The 23,365-nt window shown below is 61.6% G+C and carries 21 protein-coding genes; 14 read left to right on the top strand and 7 right to left on the bottom strand.

Annotated elements, in window-relative coordinates:
- Positions 1–24 precede the first annotated feature (24 nt).
- The gene (hemB, locus tag ACP7E3_RS01775) at positions 25–1,038 is read left to right on the top strand and encodes a porphobilinogen synthase (protein ID WP_057003998.1); all 1,014 of its coding nucleotides are present in this window, start codon (positions 25–27) and stop codon (positions 1,036–1,038) included.
- 18 nt (positions 1,039–1,056) lie between these two features.
- Complete coding sequence (gene ppk1 / locus ACP7E3_RS01770; RefSeq protein WP_046381681.1) at positions 1,057–3,282, top strand: polyphosphate kinase 1; 2,226 nt, start codon at positions 1,057–1,059, stop codon at positions 3,280–3,282.
- 131 nt (positions 3,283–3,413) lie between these two features.
- Here ppk1 and ppx read toward each other — a convergent pair whose 3' ends face one another.
- Positions 3,414–4,916 carry an exopolyphosphatase gene (gene ppx / locus ACP7E3_RS01765; RefSeq protein WP_017845141.1) on the bottom strand — a complete coding sequence of 501 codons (1,503 nt, stop codon included), beginning with the start codon at positions 4,914–4,916 and terminating at the stop codon, positions 3,414–3,416.
- 481 nt (positions 4,917–5,397) lie between these two features.
- Between ppx and ACP7E3_RS01760 the strand changes: the two genes are divergently transcribed.
- The 4 genes from ACP7E3_RS01760 (at position 5,398) to ACP7E3_RS01745 (ending at position 9,927) form a co-directional block, all read left to right on the top strand.
- Positions 5,398–6,057, top strand: coding sequence for a DUF1120 domain-containing protein (locus ACP7E3_RS01760; RefSeq protein WP_046381682.1), 660 nt, complete (start codon positions 5,398–5,400; stop codon positions 6,055–6,057).
- A 106-nt stretch (positions 6,058–6,163) separates the two neighbouring features.
- Positions 6,164–6,880 (top strand): fimbria/pilus chaperone family protein, encoded by a 717-nt coding sequence (locus ACP7E3_RS01755; protein WP_206614658.1) that lies wholly within the window; start codon positions 6,164–6,166, stop codon positions 6,878–6,880.
- 7 nt (positions 6,881–6,887) lie between these two features.
- Positions 6,888–9,389, top strand: a complete 2,502-nt coding sequence (locus tag ACP7E3_RS01750; RefSeq protein WP_206614657.1) for a fimbria/pilus outer membrane usher protein — start codon at positions 6,888–6,890, stop codon at positions 9,387–9,389.
- The gene (locus tag ACP7E3_RS01745; protein ID WP_128192380.1) at positions 9,379–9,927 is read left to right on the top strand and encodes a hypothetical protein; all 549 of its coding nucleotides are present in this window, start codon (positions 9,379–9,381) and stop codon (positions 9,925–9,927) included. The genes ACP7E3_RS01750 and ACP7E3_RS01745 overlap by 11 nt, the downstream gene beginning before the upstream one ends.
- Here ACP7E3_RS01745 and ACP7E3_RS01740 read toward each other — a convergent pair.
- The 4 genes from ACP7E3_RS01740 to ACP7E3_RS01725 are packed head-to-tail and all read right to left on the bottom strand — an operon-like array spanning position 9,899 to position 12,745.
- Positions 9,899–10,636 (bottom strand): amino acid ABC transporter ATP-binding protein, encoded by a 738-nt coding sequence (locus tag ACP7E3_RS01740; protein WP_017845136.1) that lies wholly within the window; start codon positions 10,634–10,636, stop codon positions 9,899–9,901. The two genes, ACP7E3_RS01745 and ACP7E3_RS01740, sit on opposite strands and share 29 nt — an antisense overlap.
- Positions 10,623–11,273, bottom strand: a complete 651-nt coding sequence (locus ACP7E3_RS01735) for an amino acid ABC transporter permease (protein WP_046381686.1) — start codon at positions 11,271–11,273, stop codon at positions 10,623–10,625. Before ACP7E3_RS01735 ends, ACP7E3_RS01740 begins: the two co-directional genes overlap by 14 nt.
- Positions 11,270–11,938 carry an amino acid ABC transporter permease gene (locus ACP7E3_RS01730; protein ID WP_046381687.1) on the bottom strand — a complete coding sequence of 223 codons (669 nt, stop codon included), beginning with the start codon at positions 11,936–11,938 and terminating at the stop codon, positions 11,270–11,272. Before ACP7E3_RS01730 ends, ACP7E3_RS01735 begins: the two co-directional genes overlap by 4 nt.
- 21 nt (positions 11,939–11,959) lie before the next feature.
- A complete protein-coding gene (locus tag ACP7E3_RS01725) occupies positions 11,960–12,745 on the bottom strand; it encodes a transporter substrate-binding domain-containing protein (RefSeq protein WP_046381688.1) in 786 nt (261 codons plus the stop codon).
- A gap of 255 nt (positions 12,746–13,000) precedes the next feature.
- Here ACP7E3_RS01725 and ACP7E3_RS01720 point away from each other — a divergent pair, with 255 nt between their 5' ends.
- From ACP7E3_RS01720 to ACP7E3_RS01695, 6 genes are all read left to right on the top strand, one after another.
- Positions 13,001–13,696 (top strand): FadR/GntR family transcriptional regulator, encoded by a 696-nt coding sequence (locus ACP7E3_RS01720; protein WP_079444908.1) that lies wholly within the window; start codon positions 13,001–13,003, stop codon positions 13,694–13,696.
- Between the two features lie 121 nt (positions 13,697–13,817).
- Entirely contained in the window at positions 13,818–14,147 is a 330-nt protein-coding gene (gene trxA, locus ACP7E3_RS01715; protein ID WP_057003995.1) for a thioredoxin TrxA, read from the top strand.
- A gap of 234 nt (positions 14,148–14,381) precedes the next feature.
- Positions 14,382–15,641 (top strand): transcription termination factor Rho, encoded by a 1,260-nt coding sequence (gene rho, locus ACP7E3_RS01710; protein ID WP_017845130.1) that lies wholly within the window; start codon positions 14,382–14,384, stop codon positions 15,639–15,641.
- Between the two features lie 156 nt (positions 15,642–15,797).
- Positions 15,798–17,780: an acyltransferase family protein gene (locus tag ACP7E3_RS01705; RefSeq protein WP_426122130.1), complete on the top strand. Its 1,983-nt coding sequence runs from the start codon at positions 15,798–15,800 to the stop codon at positions 17,778–17,780.
- Positions 17,781–17,839: 59 nt separating this feature from the next.
- Positions 17,840–19,306, top strand: coding sequence for a 4-hydroxy-3-polyprenylbenzoate decarboxylase (gene ubiD / locus ACP7E3_RS01700; protein WP_046381692.1), 1,467 nt, complete (start codon positions 17,840–17,842; stop codon positions 19,304–19,306).
- The gene (locus ACP7E3_RS01695) at positions 19,306–20,274 is read left to right on the top strand and encodes a CDP-6-deoxy-delta-3,4-glucoseen reductase (RefSeq protein ID WP_017845123.1); all 969 of its coding nucleotides are present in this window, start codon (positions 19,306–19,308) and stop codon (positions 20,272–20,274) included. Before ubiD ends, ACP7E3_RS01695 begins: the two co-directional genes overlap by 1 nt.
- 38 nt (positions 20,275–20,312) lie before the next feature.
- Here ACP7E3_RS01695 and ACP7E3_RS01690 read toward each other — a convergent pair whose 3' ends face one another.
- The gene (locus ACP7E3_RS01690; protein ID WP_128192378.1) at positions 20,313–20,795 is read right to left on the bottom strand and encodes a sn-glycerol-3-phosphate transporter; all 483 of its coding nucleotides are present in this window, start codon (positions 20,793–20,795) and stop codon (positions 20,313–20,315) included.
- 240 nt (positions 20,796–21,035) lie between these two features.
- On the opposite strand from ACP7E3_RS01690, the gene ACP7E3_RS01685 reads away from it, so the two are divergent.
- Positions 21,036–21,689, top strand: a complete 654-nt coding sequence (locus tag ACP7E3_RS01685) for a gamma-glutamylcyclotransferase (protein ID WP_017845121.1) — start codon at positions 21,036–21,038, stop codon at positions 21,687–21,689.
- A gap of 105 nt (positions 21,690–21,794) precedes the next feature.
- Here the strand turns inward: ACP7E3_RS01685 and ACP7E3_RS01680 are convergent, their stop codons facing one another.
- Positions 21,795–22,781: an NADPH:quinone oxidoreductase family protein gene (locus tag ACP7E3_RS01680; protein WP_017845120.1), complete on the bottom strand. Its 987-nt coding sequence runs from the start codon at positions 22,779–22,781 to the stop codon at positions 21,795–21,797.
- Between the two features lie 150 nt (positions 22,782–22,931).
- Between ACP7E3_RS01680 and ACP7E3_RS01675 the strand changes: the two genes are divergently transcribed.
- A complete protein-coding gene (locus ACP7E3_RS01675; RefSeq protein ID WP_017845119.1) occupies positions 22,932–23,339 on the top strand; it encodes a flagellar basal body-associated protein FliL in 408 nt (135 codons plus the stop codon).
- Positions 23,340–23,365 lie beyond the last annotated feature (26 nt).

The following is a 23,365-nucleotide window of genomic DNA, read 5'->3' as shown; positions in this document are numbered from 1 at the left end:
TAAACGCGGGCTCAGGAGTCTGTCGTGAGCTTTACCCCTGCCAATCGCCTGTTTCCCGCGACCCGTCTGCGTCGCAACCGTCGTGATGATTTTTCTCGCCGTCTGGTCCGTGAAAACGTACTGACCACGAATGATCTGATCCTGCCGGTCTTTGTGCTGGACGGGGAAAACCGTCGGGAAGCCGTGGCGTCGATGCCGGGTGTCGAGCGCTTGACCATTGATTTGCTGCTGGAAGAGGCGGCGAACTGGGTCGAGTTGGGGATTCCGGCGCTGGCGCTGTTCCCCGTTACGCCTGCTGAACTCAAGTCCCTCGATGCCGCCGAAGCCTGGAACCCGCAAGGGATCGCCCAGCGCGCCACCCGTGCGTTGCGTGAGCGCTTCCCGGAATTGGGGGTGATCACCGATGTGGCCCTGGACCCGTTCACCACCCACGGGCAGGATGGCATCCTGGATGAAGACGGCTACGTGCAGAACGACATCACCGTCGACGCGCTGGTCAAGCAAGCCTTGTCTCATGCCGCCGCCGGGGCCCAGGTGGTCGCGCCGTCGGACATGATGGACGGCCGCATCCAGGCGATCCGCGAAGCCCTGGAGCTGGCCGGCCACGTCAATGTGCGGATCATGGCCTACTCGGCCAAATACGCCAGTGCCTACTATGGTCCGTTCCGCGATGCGGTGGGCTCGGCCCTGAACCTGGGCAAGGCCAACAAAGCCTCGTACCAGATGGACCCGGCCAACAGCCATGAAGCCCTGCACGAAGTGGCCGCCGACCTGGCCGAAGGCGCCGACATGGTGATGGTCAAGCCCGGGATGCCTTACCTGGACATCCTTTATCGGGTCAAAGAGGAATTCAAGGTGCCGACCTTTGTCTATCAGGTCAGCGGTGAATACGCCATGCACATGGCCGCGATCCAGAATGGTTGGTTGAGTGAAGGGGTGATCCTCGAATCCCTGACAGCCTTTAAACGTGCTGGCGCTGATGGCATTCTGACCTACTTCGCCGCCCGCGCTGCCCAATTGCTTAGAGAGCAACAATAGCCCTCACAGGAACACTCGATGAATACCGAAGGACTCTCAGAAGTTGCCGTAAAAGACGCCCACCCGGTGGTCGAATCCGTCGCCGAGACCCCGCCGGTGCCGGAGCCGGCGCCGCCGGTGGTGGTCGCCGAAGCGCCGGCCCCGGCGCCAGCGCCTGCCGTGGTGACCAACCTGGATGACAGCAGCCTGTACATCCACCGTGAGTTGTCACAACTGCAATTCAACATCCGCGTGCTGGAACAGGCGCTGGATGAGTCCTACCCGTTGCTGGAACGCCTGAAATTCCTGCTGATTTTCTCCAGCAACCTGGACGAGTTCTTCGAGATCCGCGTCGCCGGCCTCAAGAAGCAGATCACCTTCGCCCGTGAACAAGCCGGCGCCGATGGCCTGCAACCGCATCAAGCCCTGGCGCGCATCAGCGAGCTGGTACACGGGCATGTGGATCGCCAATACGCGATCCTCAACGACATCCTGCTGCCGGAACTGGAAAAACATCAGGTCCGCTTCATCCGTCGCCGTCACTGGACCACCAAGATCAAGACCTGGGTGCGTCGCTACTTCCGCGACGAGATCGCGCCGATCATCACGCCGATCGGTCTCGACCCGACTCACCCGTTCCCGTTGCTGGTCAACAAGAGCCTGAACTTCATCGTTGAGCTTGAAGGTATCGACGCCTTCGGTCGCGATTCCGGCCTGGCGATCATCCCGGCACCGCGTCTGCTGCCACGGATCATCAAGGTACCGGAAGAGGTGGGGGGCGCTGGCGATAACTATGTATTCCTGTCGTCGATGATCCACGCGCACGCCGATGACCTGTTCCAGGGCATGAAGGTCAAGGGCTGCTACCAGTTCCGCCTGACCCGTAACGCCGACCTGGCGCTGGACTCCGAAGACGTCGAAGACTTGGCCCGCGCCCTGCGTGGCGAGCTGTTCTCGCGGCGCTACGGCGATGCGGTGCGTCTGGAAGTGGCCGACACCTGCCCGAAACATCTGTCGGACTACCTGCTCAAGCAGTTCAACCTCGGCGAGAGCGAGCTGTACCAGGTCAACGGCCCGGTCAACTTGACGCGTCTGTTCAGCATCACCGGCCTGGACAGCCACCCGGAGCTGCAATACACGCCGTTCACGCCGCAGATCCCGAAACTGCTGCAAAACAGCGAAAACATTTTCAGCGTGGTCAGCAAGCAGGACATCCTGTTGCTGCACCCGTTCGAGTCCTTCACCCCGGTGGTCGACCTGTTGCGCCAGGCCGCCAAGGACCCGCATGTACTCGCCGTGCGCCAGACCCTGTACCGCAGCGGCGCCAACTCGGAGATCGTCGACGCCCTGGTGGACGCTGCGCGTAACGGCAAGGAAGTCACCGCGGTGATCGAACTGCGCGCGCGCTTCGACGAAGAGTCCAACCTGCAACTGGCCAGCCGCCTGCAAGCGGCCGGCGCGGTGGTGATCTACGGTGTGGTCGGGTTCAAGACCCACGCCAAGATGATGCTGATCCTGCGCCGCGAAGCCGGTGAGATCGTGCGTTACGCGCACTTGGGCACCGGCAACTATCACGCCGGTAACGCCAAGCTCTACACCGACTACAGCCTGCTGACCTCCGACGACGCCTTGTGTGAAGACGTCGGCAAGTTGTTCAGCCAGTTGATCGGCATGGGTAAGACGTTGCGCATGAAGAAGCTGCTGCATGCGCCGTTCACCCTGAAGAAGGGCATGCTCGACATGATCGCCCGCGAGACCCAGTTCGCGCTCGACGGCAAACCGGCGCACATCATCGCCAAGTTCAACTCGCTGACCGATCCGAAGATCATCCGCGCGCTGTACAAGGCCAGCCAGTCCGGCGTGCGTATCGACCTGGTGGTACGCGGCATGTGCTGCCTGCGGCCGGGCATCGCCGGGGTCTCGCACAACATCCATGTGCGCTCGATCATCGGGCGCTTCCTGGAGCACACGCGGGTGTTCTACTTCCTCAACGGCGGGGAGGAGCAGATGTACCTCTCCAGCGCCGACTGGATGGAGCGCAACCTCGACAAGCGCGTGGAGACGTGCTTCCCGGTGGAAGGCAAGAAGCTGATCATGCGGGTCAAGAAAGAGCTGGAAAGTTATCTCACCGATAACACCCACAGCTGGAGCCTGCAGTCGGACGGCCGCTACGTGCGCAACACGCCGACCGGCAACCAGAACCCGCGCAGCGCCCAGGCCACCTTGCTGGAGAGGCTGGGTAGCCCGATTCTCGCGGTGAATTAACCGACCTAATGTGGGAGGGGGCTTGCCCCCGATGGCGGCAGTTCAGTCAAAGTACCAAGTGACTGACACACCGCCATCGGGGGCAAGTCGAATCGTCGCACCGCCCCTCCCACATGTATTTTCGGTGTTCTTTAGCGCACGTTCAGGCTGAAGCCCACCCGCGTCAGCCACTCCGCTTCCTGGGCGAAGTCCGCCTGGGTCAGCTGGTTTTCCTCCAGCCAGCCTTCCGGGAACACCACGTCGAGGCTGTCGCCGCTGGCGCGCAGGGTCACCTGGGGCATTTCCTGGGTGCCACGGATGTGGTGGAACAGGATCGCAAAGCGCAGCAGCACGCACAGGCGGATCAGCTTGATGCCTTCGTCACCGAATTCGGCGAACTTGTCCTTGGGGATATTGCGGCGATGGCCGCGTACCAGCAGCGCGAGCATCTGCTGGTCTTCCCGGGAGAAACCGGCCAGGTCGGAGTGCTCGATCAGGTAGGCGCCGTGCTTGTGGTAATGGTAGTGGGCGATATCCAGGCCCACTTCATGCACCTTGGCCGCCCAGCCCAGCAGTTCGCGCCATACACCGTCTTCCAGGTCCCAGTCCGCGGCCACCTGGTCGAAGGCATGCAGGGCTTTGCGTTCCACGCGGGCCGCTTGTTCCAGATCGGCGTGATAGCGCTCCATCAACGAGCTGAGGGTGCGCTCACGCACGTCCTCATGGTGATGACGGCCGAGCAGGTCGTAAAGCACACCTTCGCGCAGGGCGCCGTCGCAGTGGTCCATGCGTTGCAGTTCGAGGGCGTCGAAGATCGCTTCGAGAATCGCCAGGCCCGCCGGGAAAATCGTGCGGCGGTCGGGCTTGATGCCATCGAAGTCGATTTTTTCGGCATCTCCCAGCTTGAACAGCTTGCGCTTGAGCCACGCCAGGCCTTCGGCGTTGACCTCGCCGGTGCCATGGCCGCCGGCTTTCAAGGCCAGGCCGATGGCACGGATGGTGCCGGACGAGCCGATCGCTTCATCCCACGACAGGCGATGCAGGGCGTGCTCGATGCTCATGATCTCCAGCCGCGCCGCCGTGTAGGCCTGGGCATAACGCGCCGGGGTGATCTTGCCGTCCTTGAAATAACGCTGGGTATAGCTGACGCAGCCCATCTGCAGGCTTTCGCGCAGCAGCGGCTCGAAGCGCTGGCCGATGATGAATTCGGTACTGCCGCCGCCGATGTCCGCCACCAGGCGCTTGCCGGGGGTGTCGGCCAGGGTGTGGGACACGCCGAGGTAGATCAGGCGCGCTTCTTCGCGTCCGGAGATGACTTCCACCGGGTGCCCGAGGATCTCCTCGGCGCGGCGGATGAATTCGCCCCGGTTACGGGCTTCGCGCAACGCGTTGGTGCCGACGATTCGCACAGCACCCGGGGGCATGCCGTTGATCAACTGGGCAAACCGCTTGAGGCAATCGAGCCCGCGCTGCATGGATTCTTCATTGAGCTGGCGCGCGTCGTCGATTCCGGCAGCCAGTTGGACTTTTTCGCCTAGCCGCTCAAGGATGCGGATTTCGCCGTTCTGGGCCTTGGCCACGACCATATGAAAGCTGTTGGAGCCCAGGTCGATGGCGGCGATCAGGGACAGATTCTTGGCTTGGGATTGCGGCATGGTTAGAGGGTCTCGGTCGATAACCTGACCATCGTGCCACGATCGACCGCTGGAGCCAACGCGTAGCGCTCCGGTAATTTTCCTAAGGGTGTCTGCGAGGAATTCTTGTGGGAAATGTAGGGTGGGTTTCTAAATATCCAATGAATGGGGTTTTAGTTTTGTAGGAGTTTTTAACTAGTTGTTGTTGTAAAGCTTTTTATGATTTTCCCTACAGAGTGCTTGTTGATGTTCCTTTGGTTTTTTTGTTTAGGACTACCTCGCGGTCGGGTAAAGGCGACTCTTTGTTTTTACGGCTCCCACACTAACTGATGTGTTATCTGATTCTTTAATGAAGTGCCAAAGCGACAGACTGTCATCCGGCAATATTGCCTGGGTGTTATTTATTTATAGTCGTGCAGGTCCGGAGAAATAAGCCGTTTGGCGCTGGACTTGCCGAGAGATAAATAAAGAACGCCTGATAACTTTCAGTGACAGGTCGAATATGAAAAAAATTGTTGGATTGACTCTCGGTCTCGCTTGCCTGGCTGCGGCCATCAGTGCTAACGCATCCACCAGTGCCGAACTGGTCGTCAGGGGCACGATCAAACCCGCTGCCTGCAACCTCAGCATGACTGGCGGCGGCATTATCAATTACGGCGATATTCCTTCGGGCCAACTCTCCCAGACGGCGTTCAACCCGCTTCGGGAAATGACCACGCCCCTGTCCGTCAATTGCGGCACCGGCAGCGCTCCGTTCGGGCTGACATTCACCGACCTGCAGGCCGGCAGCAGGGTAACGGGCATCCTCAGTGCCCTTGGCGCAGGCTATACCGAGGTGCATAACTTCGGCTTGGGTTCGGTCGCTGGCAAAAATACCGGTGGCTATGCGGTTACGCTCAGGGACCTCAGGTCGCCGAGCAAAACGCTGACGGCTATTACACGTGTCGGCGAAGGCGCGGCCTGGCAGAGCAGTGATGGCAAAGTCGCGAAATCGCCTAACCAATCTTCGTGGCGCAGTGGCACTTCGCTCATTCCGGCCGAACTCTCTCAACTGACCGGGACTATTGCAGTACGGGCCGTGATCAACAAAGGCCAAGACTTGAACCTGGCTCGCGACGTTACTCTTGATGGTCGCGCAACGCTTACTTTGGTTTACCTCTAAGCGGCTGAAATACAGCCGATCAAAGAACGCACGCGTTCTGATCGGCTGTTTTCATGTGGGTGCTTGGCTATCAATTGCCAACTTCATGGTCTGCGGGGAACACTGAGTGCGTAGTCTTTCAGTAATAAATAATCTGCTGTTGTTGTGTGCAAGTGTGTGCCTGTGTTTTACCGGCATGGTATTGGCGGACGGAATGTTGCCGGAAACCTCGGTTGTGGTTCTTTATGAGGAACAAGGCGAGGCCACGATAAATATCAAGAACACCGATTCGGGGCCGGCGCTGCTTCATTCAGTCGTACTGAACGTGCCCGAAGACGTAGAGCCCCTATTGATTGTCACGCCGCCTATTGCGCGTGTGGAACCCGGTGAAACCCAGTTGGTGCGTTTCATCAGCACCTTGGAAGCACCGCTGAAGACCCAGCGCTTGAAGCGTGTGTCCTTCGAGGGTATTCCGCAGGCGCGTGCCGCAGGGGGTGCGACCATCGGTATCACCCTTCGGCAGAATCTGCCGCTGATCCTGCACCCCAAAGGCTTGCCTCAACATCACACGCCCTGGGAGCTGCTGAAGTGGCGGCGGGCAGGAGAGAGGCTCGCTGTTCACAACGACAGTGCTTATGTGGTGCGCCTGGCGCCGGAGGTGCAGTTGCTGCCCCAACGGGTTCTGGCGACGTTGCCGCGTGCTTACATTTTGCCGGGGGAGGCGTTGACGGCGAAGGTTGACGGAACATTGGACGGCTTGGCCGAAGTCGAGATCCAGCCCGCCACGGTCTATGGGTTTTCGGTGGACAGCTACCGCGCCCCGATCAGTACCGATGGGGGTTGAGCGGCTTATGAAAAACCTGTCGAGTAATACGCCTGCGGTTTCCATCCGGTCTCGCCGCCCCACGCTGCTCATCGGGTTTGCGACCCTGTGGAGCTTGCCCGGCCTGGCTCCAGCTCTGGAGTTGGGCGAGGGTTTCGACCTCGCGGCACTGACCACCCACGGTATTGACCCGAAGGTCTCCGACTACTTCCGCAGTGCGGCGCGTTTTCGCGAAGGCGTCCAGGTGGTGGGGCTGCGGGTCAACGGGAACCCGCTCGGGTCAGTCGATGCGCGGTTCGACGCACAGGGGCAATTGTGTTTCACCCCGGGCTTGCTCGAGAAAGCCGGGTTGGTGCAGCCCCGCGCCGTTGTCCGCAAAGGCGTGTCACCGGACCAGGCCTGCCATGACTTTCTGGGCGCCTTCCCGACGACGATGGTTCGGCTCCGGCCCGGCATCGATGAGGTGGCACTGGTGGTGCCGACCCAGTCATTGCGTGAACCCCAGTGGGAGGCCGGGGACTTTGCCCAGGGTGGCGCAGCGGCGATGTTCAACTATGACGTGCTGGGTTTCGACAACCGTTCGCGCAGTGAGTCCAGCCGGTTCGTGTCGGCCTACACCGAAGCAGGCTTCAACCTGGGCGACTGGATTGTCCGCAGCCGCCAATTCTATGTGTCCGACAATGGCGACGCGCGCACCGAACACCTGTACGCCTTCGCCCAGCGGGATCTGGCCGCGCTGCGATCGACGTTCCAGGTGGGCCAGCTCTCCAGCAACAATCCGCTGTTTGGCGGCATCCAGTTGTCCGGTGTGCAGTTTTCCCCCGATGGCCAGTCGCGGGTGCCGGCGGGCGGCAATAATGCGGTGGTCGAGGGGCTGGCCCAGAGTCAGTCGCGGATTGAAGTGCGCCAGTCTGGCGTGCTGATCCATAGCACGCTGGTGCCCGAAGGCCCCTTCCGGCTGACCGGGTTGCCTTTGCTCAATGGCACCAGCGACCTCGAAGTCAGCGTGATCGATGTACGCGGCGCCAAGCGCAGTTTCGTGGTGCCGGCGGCTTCGTTCGCGGGGGCAGCCCCGGCGGTGCCTGGCTATTATTTTTCGCTCGGCAAGGTGCGCGAAAACAACGACGCGCAGGCGCCGTCGCCGGTGGTCGCCATGGGCAGCGGCACCTGGGGCCTGGGGCGTGATTCGTCGGCGGGGTTTGGCTTATTGAGCACCGATGAATACTGGTCGGCAGGCGGCACCCTGAGCAGCGTCTTTTTCCAACGGGTTGCGGTTGGCGCTCGCCACAATGTGTCCCGAGACGGCCGTAACGCGGTGTCGGGTTCGCGTAGCAGCGTGTCCGCGAGCAGCCCGGTCTACGCCAATATAGACGTCAACTTCAGCGCCACCACCCAGACCCGGGGGTATCGCGAGGTGCTTGAAGCGGGCCGCTCGTTCAAGGCCGACGAGTTGGGTTCGCGCTTCAAGAACCAGTACACGGCGGGCATGAGCTGGGCCGATCCAACCTTGGGCGTGTTCTCCCTGGGTTATTCGCGCAGCGCGCAATTTGACCGGCAAACGGCCGAGCACGTATTTGCTTCGTGGAACAAGTCGTTCAGTCACGTCGATGTCGCTTTGATCGCCGACTCGCAGGTGGGCGGCACGCGGCCACGGCGTGACGCCAGCGTTGCCGCCGGCCGGCGCGATAGCACGGTGGACAATGATCTGTCGGTACGGTTGCAGATCAGCGTGCCGCTGGGCGGTGATCGTCGTGTGAACAGCTACGTCAGCCGGCGTGGTCACCAGTCCCGCGCTGGCACGGCACTCAGCGAACGGGTCAATGACTATGTGAATTACGAGGTGGGTGTCGAGCGCGACCTCAGCGCCCGCGAACAAGCGGTTCGCGGCCATGTGGACCTGCTGCCGCGCTACACCCGCGTCGGCCTGGGCGTCAGCCGAGATGCCCAGGGCACCGGTTATACGGGGCAACTGCAAGGCGGCATCGTCGCGCACGAAAACGGCCTGACCTTCTCGCCCTATCCCGTGCAGGACACGTTCGGCATCGTCTCCGTGGGGGATATCGGCTCCGCGAAAGTCGAAACCCCCCAGGGGCCGGTGTGGACCGACTTCACCGGGCAGGCCGTGATTGCCGGCTTGCCCGCGTATGCCAACAGCCGCGTCGAAGTGCAGACGCAGTCGTTGCCCAGGCGGGTTGACCTGAAGAACGGCACCCAGGTGCTCGCCGCCGGTCGCGGGTCCTTCAATACCGTCGCGTTCGATGTGGTGACAGTGCGCCGCGTGTTGCTCACCGCCAGCGATCAGCACGGTCAGCCGTTGCCCCAGGGCGCGTCGGTGTTCGGCCAGGATGGCCGCTTCCTCACCAGCGTGGTGGGCGAAGGCATGATTTTCCTGAATGACGTCAATGAGTCGCAAAGCCTGCGGGTTTCGTTGCCGGACTCTTCCACCTGCCAACTGAGCCTTGACCCCGGAACCCAGCCTGACCATGACAAGTTCTATGAGACCACGACGGCGGTGTGCCATGGCCGCTAAGTGGAGAAGCGCGGGCGTCGTCCTGTTCTGCGCGCTGTTGATGGCCCAGGGCGTGCGCGCTGAAAACTGCCGGTTGTCCGTGAGCCAGCCGCGCCTCGACTATGGCGTCATTCGCAGGGAGGCCGTTGTCCAAAGTACCTCCGTGGTCCTCGGCACCCGCACGCTGCACCTGAACGTCGTGTGTACGCAGCCTTCGATGATAGCGTTGCGCTTCATCGGTGCGGTGGATGGGCAAGGTTTCCGGTTTGACCGCCAGGGGCGTATGCGCCTGAGTCTCAAGCATGCCCAGGTCGATGGGCGCGCCGTCGAGTGGGGGGTGGCGCACTTGCCCGGTGAAACCGTCAGCGGGGCGTTGTTGCCGGGCCAGGTCCTGGTGGCACGCGCAGCAGGTCAAGCGCTGGTCGGCCAGCGCCTGACGGCCCAGGTCGATGTCGATATCGACCTGCCTTCCGATGCCCTGCAGGTCCGCGATGAAACGCGGCTGGAGGGGCGGGGCACCTTCGAGCTGGTCAGCCCGGCTGCCCCACCGAGCCGATGAAGTTGGCCAGTTCGGGGGTGCGGGGGTTGGCGAACAGCGCCTGGGGCGGGCCCACTTCATGCACCTTGCCCTGGTGCATGAACACCAGTTTGTCCCCGACTTCGCGGGCGAAACGCATTTCGTGGGTCACCATGATCAGGGTCATGCCGTCCTTGGCCAGTTGGCGCACCACGCTAAGCACTTCATTGACCAGTTCCGGGTCCAGCGCCGAGGTGATCTCGTCGCACAGCAGTACTTTGGGCGACATGGCCAGGGCGCGGGCTATCGCGACGCGTTGTTGCTGGCCACCGGACAGGCGATCAGGGAAGGCGTCGAACTTCTCGCCCAGGCCGACCCGTTCCAGCATCTGCCGCGCCAACTGGGCGGCCTTGGCCTTGGGCACTTTCTGTACCACCTGCGGCGCGAGCATGACGTTTTCGCCCACCGTCAGGTGCGGGAACAGGTTGAACTGCTGGAACACCATGCCGACTTTCTGCCGCAGGCTGCGCAGGTCGGCGCGGGCGGCGTCGAGGTATTCGCCGTCGACTTCGATCACGCCGTCGTTGATCGACTCCAGGCCATTGAGGGTGCGCAGCAAGGTCGATTTGCCCGAGCCGCTGCGGCCGATGATCGCGACGACCTGGCCTTCTTCAACGGTCAAGTCGATGCCCTTGAGCACATGGTGATCGCCGTAATACTTATGCAGGGCGGAAATTCTAAGCAGAGGCATGCAGTCTCCTTTCCAGGTAGCGCGCACTGAGGGACAAGGGGTAGCAGAGCAGGAAGTAACCGAGGGCCACCAGGCCGTAGACCATAAAGGGCTCGAACGTGGCGTTGGCGAGCATGCCGCCGGTCTTGGTCAGTTCGGTGAAGCCGATGATCGAGGTCACCGCGGTGCCTTTGACCACTTGCACCGAGAACCCCACGGTAGGCGCCACGGCAATCCGCAGGGCCTGGGGCAGGATCACGTAGCGCAGCTGTTCCAGCGGGCTCAGGGCCAGGCTGGCCGAGGCTTCCCACTGCCCGTGGGCGATGGAGTCGACGCAGCCGCGCCAGATCTCGGCGAGGTAGGCGCTGGTAAACAAGGTCAAGGCAATCGCCGCCGCCAGCCAGGGCGAGATATCCACCCCGAGCAGGGCGACGCCGAAAAACACCAGGAACAGCTGCATCAACAGCGGCGTGCCCTGGAACAGTTCGATATAGGTGCGGGCGACATTGCGCGGGAAGGCTTTGCGGCTGATACGCATCGTCATCACCAGCAGGCCGATCAGGCCACCGCCCACAAACGCCACCAGCGACAGCAACAGTGTCCATTGCAGGCCGACGAGCAGGTTGCGCACGATGTCCCAGAAGGAAAAATCACTCATCGGCTGTTCCTCATCACAAACCGGCGGCCGATCCAGTTGAGCAACTGGCGAATCATCAACGCCATGCACAGGTACACCAGGGTGGTCAGGGCATAGGTCTCAAAGGCGCGGAAGTTGCGCGACTGGATGAAGTTGGCGGCAAAACTCAGCTCTTCGGTGGCGATCTGCGAACACACCGCCGAGCCGAGCATCACAATGATGATCTGGCTGCTCAGGGCCGGCCACACCTTGCCCAGCGCCGGCAGCAGCACCACGTGGCGGAACGCCTCGAAGCGCGTCATCGCCAGGGCGGCGGCAGCCTCCAGCTGACCACTGGGAATCGCCTGGATGCCGGCGCGGATGATCTCGGTGGAATAGGCGCCCAGGTTGATCACCATCGCCAATACCGCCGCTTGCCACTCGGTGATTTTCAGCCCCAGGGAGGGCAGGCCGAAGAAGATGAAAAACAACTGCACCAGAAATGGCGTGTTGCGGATCAACTCGACATACACCCCGAAGAACCAGGCGAACGGCTGGATTTTCCACGCCCGCACCACTGCGCCGACGGTGCCCAGGGCCACCCCCAGGATTGCGCCGATCGCCGTCAGTTCAAGGGTGAACAGGGCGCCGCGCAACAGCAGGTCGGTATTGGCCAGCACCGGCACAAAGTCGAATTGATAGGCCATGAATCAGCTCCGTCGCGGGCTTCAGAGATCAGCAGGCAGAGGTTCTTTCAGCCACTGCATTGCATTCTTTTCCAGGCTGCCGTCAGCCTTGGCCGCCACCAGGATCTGGTTGACCTTCTCCAGCAGCGCCGGCTCGTTCTTGTTCACGCCCACGTACACCGGCGAATCCTTGAGCTTCACTTTCAGCGCTGGCACGCGTTTCGGGCTGCGCTCGCTGATCGCAACCATCACCACGTTGCCGCTGGCGATCAGGTCGACCTGGCCGGCCAGGTAGGCGGCGATGGTCGAATTGTTGTCTTCGAAGCGCTTGATCGTGGCTTCCTTGGGCGCGACGGCCGTCAGCTCGATGTCTTCGATGGCGCCGCGGGTCACGCTGATGGTCTTGCCCTTGAGGTCGTCGGTGCTGCTGATGGCGGCGTCAGGCGGGCCGAACACGGCCAGGTAGAACGGCGCGTAGGCCTTGGAGAAGTCGATGACCTTTTCCCGCTCGGGGTTCTTGCCCAGGCTGGAAATCACCAGGTCGACCTTGCCGGTCGTGAGGAACGGGATGCGGTTGGTGCTGTTGACCGGGGTCAGCTCCAGTTTGACCTTGAGCTGGTCGGCCAGCAGCTTGGCGGTGTCGATGTCCAGGCCGCGTGGTTTCATGTCGGGGCCGACCGAGCCGAACGGCGGGAAGTCCTGGGGCACGGCGACCTTCAAGGTGCCGCGGGCAACGATATCGTCCAGACCGTTGGCCTGGGCGGGTGCCTGGCTCAGCATCAGGCTGGCAAACAGGGCGGTGAGCAGGGCGCTGTAGCGCTTGGTCATGGGAACTCTCCGAGAAGGGCGAAGGGGCATTCTGTTTTTGCCCAGTGCACAGCCCATGCCATCCCGGCTCGGTTCGTCTGCAAGGCCGGGATTTGTTGAGCTTCGGTGGTCTTACTGGTCTGAACAGTGAGCGTGGCTTTCGCACCTTTTTCGAGCGCCGCCCAAAGCGCGCGAGCCCCTTTGGGGCGTGGCTTGCCGCCGGGCACGAATAGCTTTACAACTAGCCGCTCAGTTGTCTGGAACCTTGAGTTTTTTATGAATTCCATCGCCCAAGCGGTACCGGAAGCGGCCTTGCAGGCCATCCGCAAACTGATCAAGGAGCAAGGCTTCGGGCCGGGCGACGCACTGCCGTCCCAGCGCGACCTGGCGCTGCAGTTGGGCGTGAGCCGGGCGTCATTGCGCGAAGCGTTGTCGTCCCTGAGTGCCTTGGGGGTGGTCAGCGTGCAGCCGGGCAAAGGCGTGTTCGTGCAAGAGGCACAGGAGCCGCCGGGGTTTGCGTGGCCCTTCGCGGCCCAGGCGACGCCGCTGGATATCTTCCAGTTGCGCTATGCCCTGGAAGGGTTTGCGGCAGGGTTGGCGGCCGTCACGCTGAGCATTGATGAACTGGATAGCCTGGAAGAGAATGTCGAAGCCATGCGCAAGGTGCTCAAGGCCGGCGACTTCGAAGCGGCCGCGCGGCTGGACTTCGAATTCCACCAGCGCATCCTCCTCGCCAGCGGCAACCAGGCGATGGTCAGCATCCTGAGTGCCAGCGCCGAGGTGTTCCTGGAGAGCCAGAAGTTACCGTTCATCCGGCCGGAGCGGGCCATGGAAACCTGGCAGGAGCACCGCAGAGTCTTGCGCGCCCTGGCCCGGCGCGCGAGCGCGGCGGCGCAGAAAACCATGCAGGAACATGTACGTAATGCGGCGTTGCGCACCGGGATTGCTTTCGTGACTCCCGTAGCGCCGTGAGCGAGGCGATACCCAAACTCATGCGCCACCATAGCAAGACTCAATCAGAGGCGGCTTCCTGAACGAGGGAAGGGCAGCTATGATGGGCCACGTTTTTTTTGCTTACAATCCGGAGACATCCATGAGCAACGATCTTATCAAGCACGTCACCGACGCGACCTTTGAGGCCGAAGTACTCAAGGCTGCTGGCCCGGTGCTGGTTGACTACTGGGCTGAATGGTGTGGCCCTTGCAAAATGATCGCTCCGGTTCTGGACGACATTGCAACCGAGTACGACGGCAGATTGACCATTGCCAAGCTGAACATCGACGAAAACCAGGAAACCCCGGCCAAGCATGGCGTGCGTGGTATTCCGACCCTGATGCTGTTCAAGGACGGCGAAGTCGCAGCGACCAAAGTGGGCGCGCTGTCGAAGTCCCAACTGGCTGCATTCATCGACGTGAACCTCTAAGCGTCGTCAAAAAGGCCCCGCAAATTGCGGGGCTTTTTCGTGAAACAGGGCTAGACGCTCCGAAACTCAGGTGGTACATTCGGCCCCGCACTGGTTTCTCCACTGCCCCCTGCAAGCCGTCGCCGACGCATTCCTTTTCGATTAGTACGCGATCCTGTCGCCTTCTCTGCGGCGCGGCCTCATTAAGCCAAAAGCTTAATTTCCCCCCTCCATAAATGATTACGTCATTCCTATATGAATCTGACTGAACTCAAGCAAAAGCCGATTACCGAACTGCTCGAATTGGCCGAACAGATGGGCATAGAAAATATGGCCCGTTCGCGCAAGCAGGACGTGATTTTCTCCTTGCTCAAAAAGCACGCGAAAAGCGGCGAGGAAATCTCCGGTGATGGCGTGCTGGAGATTCTCCAGGACGGCTTCGGCTTCCTCCGCTCTGCAGACGCTTCCTATCTCGCCGGCCCAGACGATATCTACGTCTCGCCGAGCCAGATCCGCCGCTTCAACTTGCGCACCGGTGACACCATCGTTGGCAAGATCCGTCCTCCGAAGGAAGGCGAGCGTTATTTCGCCCTGCTCAAGGTCGACACGATCAACTTCGATCGTCCAGAGAACGCGAAAAACAAGATTCTCTTCGAGAACCTGACCCCGCTGTTCCCGACCGTGCGAATGAAGATGGAAGCCGGCAACGGTTCCACCGAAGACTTGACCGGTCGTGTGATCGACCTGTGCGCCCCGATCGGCAAGGGCCAGCGCGGCCTGATCGTCGCACCGCCGAAAGCCGGTAAGACCATCATGCTGCAGAACATTGCAGCGAACATCGCACGTAACAACCCTGAAGTTCACCTGATCGTGCTGCTGATCGATGAACGTCCGGAAGAAGTGACCGAAATGCAGCGCACCGTGCGCGGCGAAGTGGTTGCCTCGACGTTCGATGAGCCGCCAACCCGCCACGTGCAGGTTGCCGAAATGGTGATCGAGAAGGCCAAGCGCCTGGTCGAACACAAGAAAGACGTGGTGATCCTGCTCGACTCCATCACCCGTCTGGCCCGTGCCTACAACACCGTGATCCCGAGCTCCGGCAAGGTATTGACCGGTGGTGTCGATGCCCACGCCCTGGAGAAACCGAAACGTTTCTTCGGCGCCGCGCGGAATATCGAAGAAGGCGGCTCGCTGACCATCATCGCCACCGCGCTGGTTGAAACCGGCTCGAAGATGGATGAAGTGATCTACGAAGAGTTCAAGGGTACCGGCAACATGGAACTGCCCCTGGACCGTCGTATCGCTGAAAAGCGTGTGTTCCCGGCGATCAACATCAACCGCTCCGGCACCCGCCGTGAAGAGTTGCTGACAGCCGACGACGAACTGCAGCGCATGTGGATTCTGCGCAAGCTGCTGCACCCGATGGATGAAGTCGCGGCCATCGAGTTCCTGATCGACAAGCTGAAAACCACCAAGACCAACGACGAGTTCTTCCTGTCGATGAAGCGTAAGTAATACGACGTTTCAGGTCCCAAAAAATGGCGTCCTTCGGGGCGCCATTTTTTTTGTATCTAGAAAGGGAGGTTTGAGCGCTTAAAGTGTCAGTTAAGAAACAAAAAGGATGAGCGAGGCTACGCTCGTTCCCATTCGTTTCTGGCTGACTCTGGATTTATGACCATTCTTGCTTACCGAAGAGACATTGATGGCTTGCGTGCTGTCGCTGTCCTCGCAGTCGTGCTGTTCCACTTTGGCGTTCCGGGTGTTACTGGCGGCTTTGTGGGGGTCGATGTTTTTTTTGTGATTTCCGGCTTCCTGATTACCTCGATCATCTGGCGCGAACGCCAGGCCGGGCGTTTCAGTTTCGTGGACTTCTGGGCGCGCCGTGCCCGGCGTATCTTGCCGGCGTTGTTCGTGATGATGGCCGCGACACTGGCCGTGGGCTGGTTTTTGCTGGCGCCCAAGGACTATGAAGAGCTGGGGCGGTCGGCGCACTACCAGGTGATCTTCACCTCTAACCTGCTGTTTTCACGCCAGCACGGTTATTTCGATGCCGCCTCCGACATCAAGCCCTTGCTGCACACCTGGTCGCTGGCAGTGGAGGAGCAGTTCTACATCCTGTTCCCGCTGCTGCTGGCCCTGCTTTCAAGCCGTTTGAAACACTGGCGCCTGGCGTTGTTCGCGGTGCTGCTGGTGTCGTTTGGCATGAGTGTCTGGGCGGTTTCCCATCAGCCGCAGAAAGCCTTCTACCTGCTGCATATGCGTGCCTGGGAATTGCTGGCCGGCGCCATGCTGGCGGTCATGCCGAAGGTTGAGTGGCGCGCCTCGCCGCCCCTGGCGCAAGCGGTCAGCCTGGCTTCCCTGGCATTGATCCTGGCCGCCATATTCGGTTTCGACCGGCATACACCGTTCCCTGGCGCGGCCGCTTTGCTGCCGGTGCTGGGCGTGGTCGGGTTGATCTGGGCCAATGGGCAGCAAGCCACCTGGGTCGGGCGGCTACTGAGTTCGCGGCTGATGGTGGGCCTGGGGCTTATTTCTTATTCCTGGTACCTGTGGCATTGGCCGGTGTTCGTGTACGCCAACTACGCAGCGGTTGATGGCTTGAGCGTGGCTGAATTGGCCGGGTTGATGCTGCTGAGCCTGGTGCTGGGTTATTTGTCCTGGCGCTTCGTGGAGACGCCGTTCCGGGAAAAGCGCCTGCTGGCCGGGCGCAAGGCGATCCTGGCTGGCGCCGCGGCCGGCATTTTGTGCCTCGGCCTTACTGGCCTGGCATTGCGGGAAGCCGATGGCGTGCCGTGGCGCCTGTCCGAACAGGCATTGCGTTATGCCCAGGCGAAGAAGTGGAGCCCGGAGCTGACGGCCTGCCTGGCGGACAAGAACACCCCGGATGAGCGGCTGTTCTGCCATTTCGGCCCACAAAGCCACTCGGTGTCCGCGCTGGTCTGGGGCGACAGCCACGCCACCGCATTGATTCCGGCGCTGAAGGATGCGGCCAAACGGCACGATATCAGTCTGGTCCAGGCCAGTTTCGCCGGTTGCGTACCGTTGGACGGTCTGGAGAACATCACCCAGTGCGCGCATTTCAACCAGCGCGTCGAGCAGGCCCTGGCCGAACAGTCGTTCAGCGATGTGGTGCTGGCGGCGCGCTGGAGCCTGTACCTCTATGGGCAGATATCGGGCGACAAGGAACATGCGCTCAAAGACCCGGGCACCGGCAAGTACGTGCGTGCCGTGGCCGAGCAGCGTTTCGAACAGGGCCTGCGTGAACGCATCCTGGGGCTGCGTGCCGCCGGGCACCATGTGTGGCTGATCAAGGAAGCACCGCTGCAGGAAATCATCGTGCCGTACCGCCTCAGTCGCCTGGCCATGATGCACCGGCCGGTGGACGGCGAAGGGCTCCCCGTGGCGGAGCACGAGAAGCGCCAGGCCTTTATCACTCGACTGTTTGACGAGCTGGCCGCCGCCGACAGTGGTGTCTCCGTGCTGGACCCCGCGCCCCTGCTGTGCGGCGCCGACGGCCTGTGCCGGGTCGAGCTCGACGGCCGCGCGCTGTACACCGACGATAACCACCTCTCCGACGTCGGCGCGCGACATGTCCAGGCGTTCCTGGAACCGCTGTTCCGTTCGCTGCAATCACGGGGGCTGACGGCCAATTAAGCTGCCAGCCGTCCTCAGAGCAGGTAGGATGTACGCCTATTTTACGGGTGGCATGGTTAATGAAATTCAAGGATCTTCGGGATTTCGTGCAGCAACTTGAGCAGCGCGGAGAGTTGAAACGCATCCACGTGCCGGTTTCGCCGGTGCTGGAAATGACTGAGATTTGCGACCGTACCCTGCGCAACAAGGGCCCGGCGCTGCTGTTCGAGAACCCGACCGGTTTTGATATCCCGGTGCTCGGCAACCTGTTCGGCACCCCCGATCGCGTGGCCTTTGGCATGGGCGCCGAGTCGGTCAGCGAATTGCGCGAGATCGGCAAGTTGCTGGCGTTCCTCAAGGAGCCCGAGCCACCCAAGGGCTTGAAGGACGCCTGGTCGAAGCTGCCGATCTTCCGCAAGATCATTGCCATGGCGCCCAAGGTGGTCAAGGACGCGGTGTGCCAGGAAGTGGTCATCGAAGGCGATGACGTCGACCTGGGCATGCTGCCGGTGCAGACCTGCTGGCCCGGCGATGTCGGCCCGCTGATCACCTGGGGCCTGACCGTCACCAAGGGCCCGAACAAGGATCGCCAGAACCTCGGCATCTACCGTCAGCAAGTGATCGGCCGCAACAAGGTGATCATGCGTTGGCTGAGCCACCGCGGCGGCGCGCTGGACTTCCGTGAATGGTGCGAAAAGCACCCCGGCAAGCCGTTCCCGGTCTCCGTGGCCCTGGGCGCCGACCCGGCCACCATCCTCGGCGCCGTGACCCCGGTGCCGGACAGCCTGTCCGAATACGCCTTCGCCGGCCTGCTGCGCGGCAACCGCACCGAGCTGGTGAAGTGCCGTGGCAACGACCTGCAAGTGCCGGCCACCGCGGAAATCATCCTCGAAGGCGTGATCCACCCCGGCGAAATGGCCGACGAAGGCCCCTACGGCGACCACACCGGCTACTACAACGAAGTCGACAGCTTCCCGGTGTTCACCGTCGAGCGCATCACTCATCGGATCAAGCCGATCTACCACAGTACCTACACCGGCCGTCCGCCGGATGAGCCGGCGATTCTCGGTGTGGCGCTGAACGAAGTGTTCGTGCCGATCCTGCAGAAGCAGTTCCCGGAAATCACCGACTTCTACCTGCCGCCGGAAGGCTGTTCGTACCGCATGGCCATCGTGACCATGAAGAAGTCGTACCCAGGCCATGCCAAGCGGGTCATGCTCGGCGTGTGGTCGTTTTTGCGACAGTTCATGTACACCAAGTTCGTTATCGTCACCGACGACGACATCAACGCCCGCGACTGGAACGACGTGATCTGGGCCATCACCACGCGCATGGACCCCAAGCGCGACACGGTGATGATCGACAACACGCCGATCGACTACCTCGACTTCGCCTCGCCGGTCTCGGGCCTGGGCTCGAAGATGGGCCTGGATGCCACGCACAAATGGCCGGGTGAGACCACCCGCGAGTGGGGCAGGGTGATCGTCAAGGACGAAGCCGTGACGGCGCGTGTCGATGCGATCTGGAAAGAGTTGGGAATAGATTGATGCGTGTGACCCTGCAACCTTCCGGCGCCGTATTGGAGCTGGTCCCCGGTGAGCGAATCCTCGAAGGTGCGCGCCGCCTGGGCTACGAATGCCCGCAAGCCTGTCGCAATGGCGTGTGCCACGTGTGCGCGGCGCTGTTGGTGGACGGCCGGGTGCGGCAGTCCGGTGAAATACGCGACCACGGGGAGTTCTACACCTGCATCGCCGAGCCGCTGGAGGATTGTGTGGTGTTGTGGGATGGCGTGCTGGCGCCGGGAGAGTTGCCGTTGCGCAAGTTGTCGTGCCAAGTGAGTGAATGCGTGCAAGTCGGTGGCGATGTATGGCGCGTGCGCTTGCTCGCCCCGGCCGGCAAGGCCGTGCGTTACCACGCCGGGCAATACCTGATGATTGAACGGGATAACGGCGAGAAGTCGGCGTTTTCCCTGGCTTCGGCGCCCCACGCCGGACGCGAACTGGAACTGCACGTGCTGGCCCGCGAGGACAGCGCGCGCAATCTGATCGAGCAATTGCAGCGCAACCGGATGGCCCGCATTGAGCTGCCGTTTGGCGATACCCACCTGGCCGAGCTGCCCGATGGGCCGTTGGTGCTGATCGCTGCGGGCACCGGCATGGCGCAGATGCACAGCCTGATCGAGCACTGCCGCGCCACCGGCTTCAAACACCCGGTGCATCTGTATTGGGGCGTGCGGCGTCCGGAAGATTTCTACGAGATCGAGCATTGGGATCAATGGCTGCAGCTGCCCAACCTGTTCTTGCACAAAGTGGTCAGTGACCTGTGCGGCTGGGAAGGACGCTGTGGGCTGTTGCATGAAGCGGTGTGCGAAGACATCCACGACCTCAAAGGCGTGCATGTCTACGCCAGCGGTTCACCGGCGATGATCTACGGCACATTGGATGCGCTGGTGGCTGCGGGCATGGATGCACACCAGATGCGCGCCGACGTATTCGCCTACGCCCCGCGGCCCTGAAACCTGCGCCGGCTCTGGTGGAGGAGCTGGCGTCGCTGTCAGAAACGCACGCCGGTCGTGATCATCGCCGCATTGAACCCCAGCAGCACCAACTCCGCCGCCACCGGCCCGTAATGGGTGCCCACGGACGGTATGATCACCGGCGCCACGCCGAAACGGTTCAACGGGATTTTGTCGCGGTACTTGCCGCGATAGCCCTGGATTGCCCCGCCGGTCAGTTTCAGATACACCGGATAGTCGGTCATGTCATAGCGTTTGCCCGCGTAGACGTAGTACGAGCGTTGGCTGAACGAGTTGCGGAACGTCGCCGCCCCATACACCAAACCTGACGCTTCATTGCGCTCCAGGCCAAGTAAATCCTGGTTGTTGTTGTGGTCCGGGTCGGGGGAGAAGTGCCGGGTGTAGACGCTGGTCTGCGCATACCAGAAGCCCTTGTCATGGTCGACGGGCGGGGTTTCGACAGCGAGAGCGGTGGTGGCCTGGGCCAGGAGCAGCAGGCCCGGCAATCGTAATTTTTTCATAGGTGCGACCTCGAGTAATCGGTGTGAGGGGTGACCGACTGAGTCGTGCCAGCTGCGCTATTTTGACGGTCAAGCGCTTTGCCGGGCTGAACCGGAGCTGAAAATACTGGGATTGCTTCTGGAGAATGCGGTGGTCGTTCAGCCTATTGTACTTTTTTGCCGTATGGTCACAGCAGCGCGTTTTATTACGGTAGAGTTGCTAACAATTGGTAACACATAGGAGGCGAGCCACTTTTCGCCATGACCGCCATCGAATCCGATCTTTTGCAATTGGCTTACCCTCCGCGGCTCGATCTGGGACCGCAACTCACGCACGAACAGTTGATGAACTCGATGCAGGCCACCATGGCCCGGCATAAGGGCGGGCCGGTCTGGCTATTCGCTTACGGTTCGCTGATCTGGCGGCCGGAATGTTCATCGACCGAGCGGGTTCGGGCGCGGGTCCATGGCTATCACCGTGGTTTGTACCTGTGGTCCCACGAGCATCGGGGTACGCCGGAGTTGCCCGGGTTGGTGTTCGGCCTGGATCGTGGCGGCTCGTGCAGCGGGTTTGCCTACCGCCTGCCGGAAGATCAGTTAGAAGCCTCGCTGTACGCCTTGTGGCAGCGCGAAATGCCTTACCCCTCCTATCGGCCGCACTGGCTCAGTTGCCGTCTGGAAGATGGCAGTCGGGTGCAGGCATTGGGGTTTGTATTGGAGCGGCACCTGCCGAGCTACGCTGGCAATCTGCCCGACATCGTGCTCAGCCACGTGCTGCAAAGCGCTTGCGGGCGTTACGGCACGACGCGCGATTATGTCGAGCAGACCGTCAACGCCCTGCGCAGCCACGCCATGCCAGACAAAAACCTGGAGGCGCGGCTCAAGCGTTGTGCCAAGGATTGCTCAGGCGATTAACGCGCCAAACGCAGGAAATATGAGCAAATGCATGTTCTCTACGAACATGTCGCGAATAGACAGGTGATGGTCGAGGACACCGCCCCTCCCACATTCAAGCGCATTTCACCTCGGCAGGCGGGTTTGCACGACCACCTTACCCACCGCCTTGCGCTGCCCCAGGTCATTGATCGCCTGGGCCGCCTGTTCCAGCGGATACACCTGCGACACCAGCGGTTTCAACTTGCCCTCGGCATACCAACCAAACAGCTGCTGGAAGTTCGCCGCATTGTCCTGCGGCTGGCGCTGGGCGAACGCGCCCCAGAACACTCCGACCACGGCCGCGCCCTTGAGTAGCGCCAGGTTCACCGGCAGCTCCGGAATGCGCCCGCTGGCAAAACCCACCACCAACAGGCGGCCGTTCCAGGCGATGGCGCGGATGGCCTGGTCAAACAAGTCGCCGCCCACCGGGTCGTAGATCACGTCGGCGCCGTTCCCGTCGGTCAGACGCTTGACCTCATCTTTCAGGCTGGCTTCGCTGTAGTTGATCAGCTCATCGGCGCCGGCAGCCTTGGCCACCGCCAGTTTGTCGGCGCTGCTGGCGGCGGCGATGACCCGGGCGCCCATGGCCTTGCCGATTTCCACGGCAGCCAGGCCCACGCCGCCGGAGGCGCCGAGGACCAGCAAGGTTTCGCCGGGTTGCAGGTTGGCCCGTTGCTTCAGCGCATGCATCGAGGTGCCGTAGGTCATGCTGAACGCGGCGGCGGTGTTGAAGCCCATGCTGGGCGGGATCGGCAGCACGTTATAGCCGGGCACCGCGACCTGCTCGGCAAAACTGCCCCAGCCGGTCAGGGCCATCACGCGGTCTCCAACCTTCAGGTGGCTGACCTTTTCCCCCACTTCACTGACCACGCCCGCCGCTTCGCCACCCGGCGAGAACGGGAACGGCGGCTTGAATTGGTACTTGCCCTCGATGATCAGCGTGTCCGGGAAGTTGACCCCGGCGGCATGCACGTCCAACAGGATTTCGTTCTTCTTGATCGCCGGGCTGGCGATGTCTTCCAGCACCAGGGTTTCGGCGGGGCCGAAGGCTTTGCACAGCACAGCTTTCATCGGACTATTCCTTTTGGTGTCGTGGCCGATAAGTGTAGGAGGGTATGCCCGTGGGTCAACGAGCATGCCCGGGCCTGATAAGTCGCCATAAGCTTGTGCTCTGCCTTGCTAGCGTTATGCTACTGGGCTACCGAATGTGAGGAATGAACTGTGAAAGCGTGGATTCTGTTGATGCTGGCCCTGACCTTGCCAATGGCAGCCCAGGCGCAAGAGGCGAAAGAAGGCGAGGCGCCGAAGGTCAGCTATATCAGCCTGGCCCCGCCGTTCGTGGGCAACTATGGCTTGGACGGTACGTCCAAGCTCAAGGTGTACAAGGCCGATATCGCTCTGCGTGTGACCGGCACCGACGCGGCCGCCGCCATCAAAGCCAACGATGCGTTGATTCGTAATCAACTGGTGGCGCTGTTCACCCAGCAAACCAACGAGACCATGAGCACGGTTGAGGGCAAGGAAAAACTGCGTCAGGAAGCCCTGAAGCAGACCCAGCAAGTGATGAACGACGAAACCGGCAAGCCGGTGGTGGAAGACCTGTTGTTCAACAACCTGATCATCCAATAGTCACGGCGCGACGATCGCGAGCAAGC

Source organism: Pseudomonas sp. PSPC2-3, assembly GCF_049898265.1.
Lineage (GTDB): Bacteria > Pseudomonadota > Gammaproteobacteria > Pseudomonadales > Pseudomonadaceae > Aquipseudomonas > Aquipseudomonas veronii.
Note: the sequence above shows the minus strand (reverse complement) of the source record. Positions and strands in the feature narration are given on the sequence as shown.

What these genes read in the sequence shown, in the direction of transcription:
- ACP7E3_RS01685 (WP_017845121.1), top strand. Translation starts at nt 21,036, where the DNA reads ATGACCGCCATCGAATCCGATCTTTTGCAATTGGCTTACCCTCCGCGG.
- ACP7E3_RS01735 (WP_046381686.1), bottom strand. Translation starts at nt 11,273, where the DNA reads ATGAGTGATTTTTCCTTCTGGGACATCGTGCGCAACCTGCTCGTCGGC.
- ACP7E3_RS01760 (WP_046381682.1), top strand. Translation starts at nt 5,398, where the DNA reads ATGAAAAAAATTGTTGGATTGACTCTCGGTCTCGCTTGCCTGGCTGCG.
- ACP7E3_RS01720 (WP_079444908.1), top strand. Translation starts at nt 13,001, where the DNA reads ATGAATTCCATCGCCCAAGCGGTACCGGAAGCGGCCTTGCAGGCCATC.
- ACP7E3_RS01745 (WP_128192380.1), top strand. Translation starts at nt 9,379, where the DNA reads ATGGCCGCTAAGTGGAGAAGCGCGGGCGTCGTCCTGTTCTGCGCGCTG.
- ACP7E3_RS01740 (WP_017845136.1), bottom strand. Translation starts at nt 10,636, where the DNA reads ATGCCTCTGCTTAGAATTTCCGCCCTGCATAAGTATTACGGCGATCAC.
- ACP7E3_RS01725 (WP_046381688.1), bottom strand. Translation starts at nt 12,745, where the DNA reads ATGACCAAGCGCTACAGCGCCCTGCTCACCGCCCTGTTTGCCAGCCTG.
- ACP7E3_RS01695 (WP_017845123.1), top strand. Translation starts at nt 19,306, where the DNA reads ATGCGTGTGACCCTGCAACCTTCCGGCGCCGTATTGGAGCTGGTCCCC.
- ubiD (WP_046381692.1), top strand. Translation starts at nt 17,840, where the DNA reads ATGAAATTCAAGGATCTTCGGGATTTCGTGCAGCAACTTGAGCAGCGC.
- ACP7E3_RS01680 (WP_017845120.1), bottom strand. Translation starts at nt 22,781, where the DNA reads ATGAAAGCTGTGCTGTGCAAAGCCTTCGGCCCCGCCGAAACCCTGGTG.
- ACP7E3_RS01730 (WP_046381687.1), bottom strand. Translation starts at nt 11,938, where the DNA reads ATGGCCTATCAATTCGACTTTGTGCCGGTGCTGGCCAATACCGACCTG.
- ACP7E3_RS01705 (WP_426122130.1), top strand. Translation starts at nt 15,798, where the DNA reads ATGACCATTCTTGCTTACCGAAGAGACATTGATGGCTTGCGTGCTGTC.
- ACP7E3_RS01690 (WP_128192378.1), bottom strand. Translation starts at nt 20,795, where the DNA reads ATGAAAAAATTACGATTGCCGGGCCTGCTGCTCCTGGCCCAGGCCACC.
- ppx (WP_017845141.1), bottom strand. Translation starts at nt 4,916, where the DNA reads ATGCCGCAATCCCAAGCCAAGAATCTGTCCCTGATCGCCGCCATCGAC.
- ACP7E3_RS01750 (WP_206614657.1), top strand. Translation starts at nt 6,888, where the DNA reads ATGAAAAACCTGTCGAGTAATACGCCTGCGGTTTCCATCCGGTCTCGC.
- ppk1 (WP_046381681.1), top strand. Translation starts at nt 1,057, where the DNA reads ATGAATACCGAAGGACTCTCAGAAGTTGCCGTAAAAGACGCCCACCCG.
- trxA (WP_057003995.1), top strand. Translation starts at nt 13,818, where the DNA reads ATGAGCAACGATCTTATCAAGCACGTCACCGACGCGACCTTTGAGGCC.
- rho (WP_017845130.1), top strand. Translation starts at nt 14,382, where the DNA reads ATGAATCTGACTGAACTCAAGCAAAAGCCGATTACCGAACTGCTCGAA.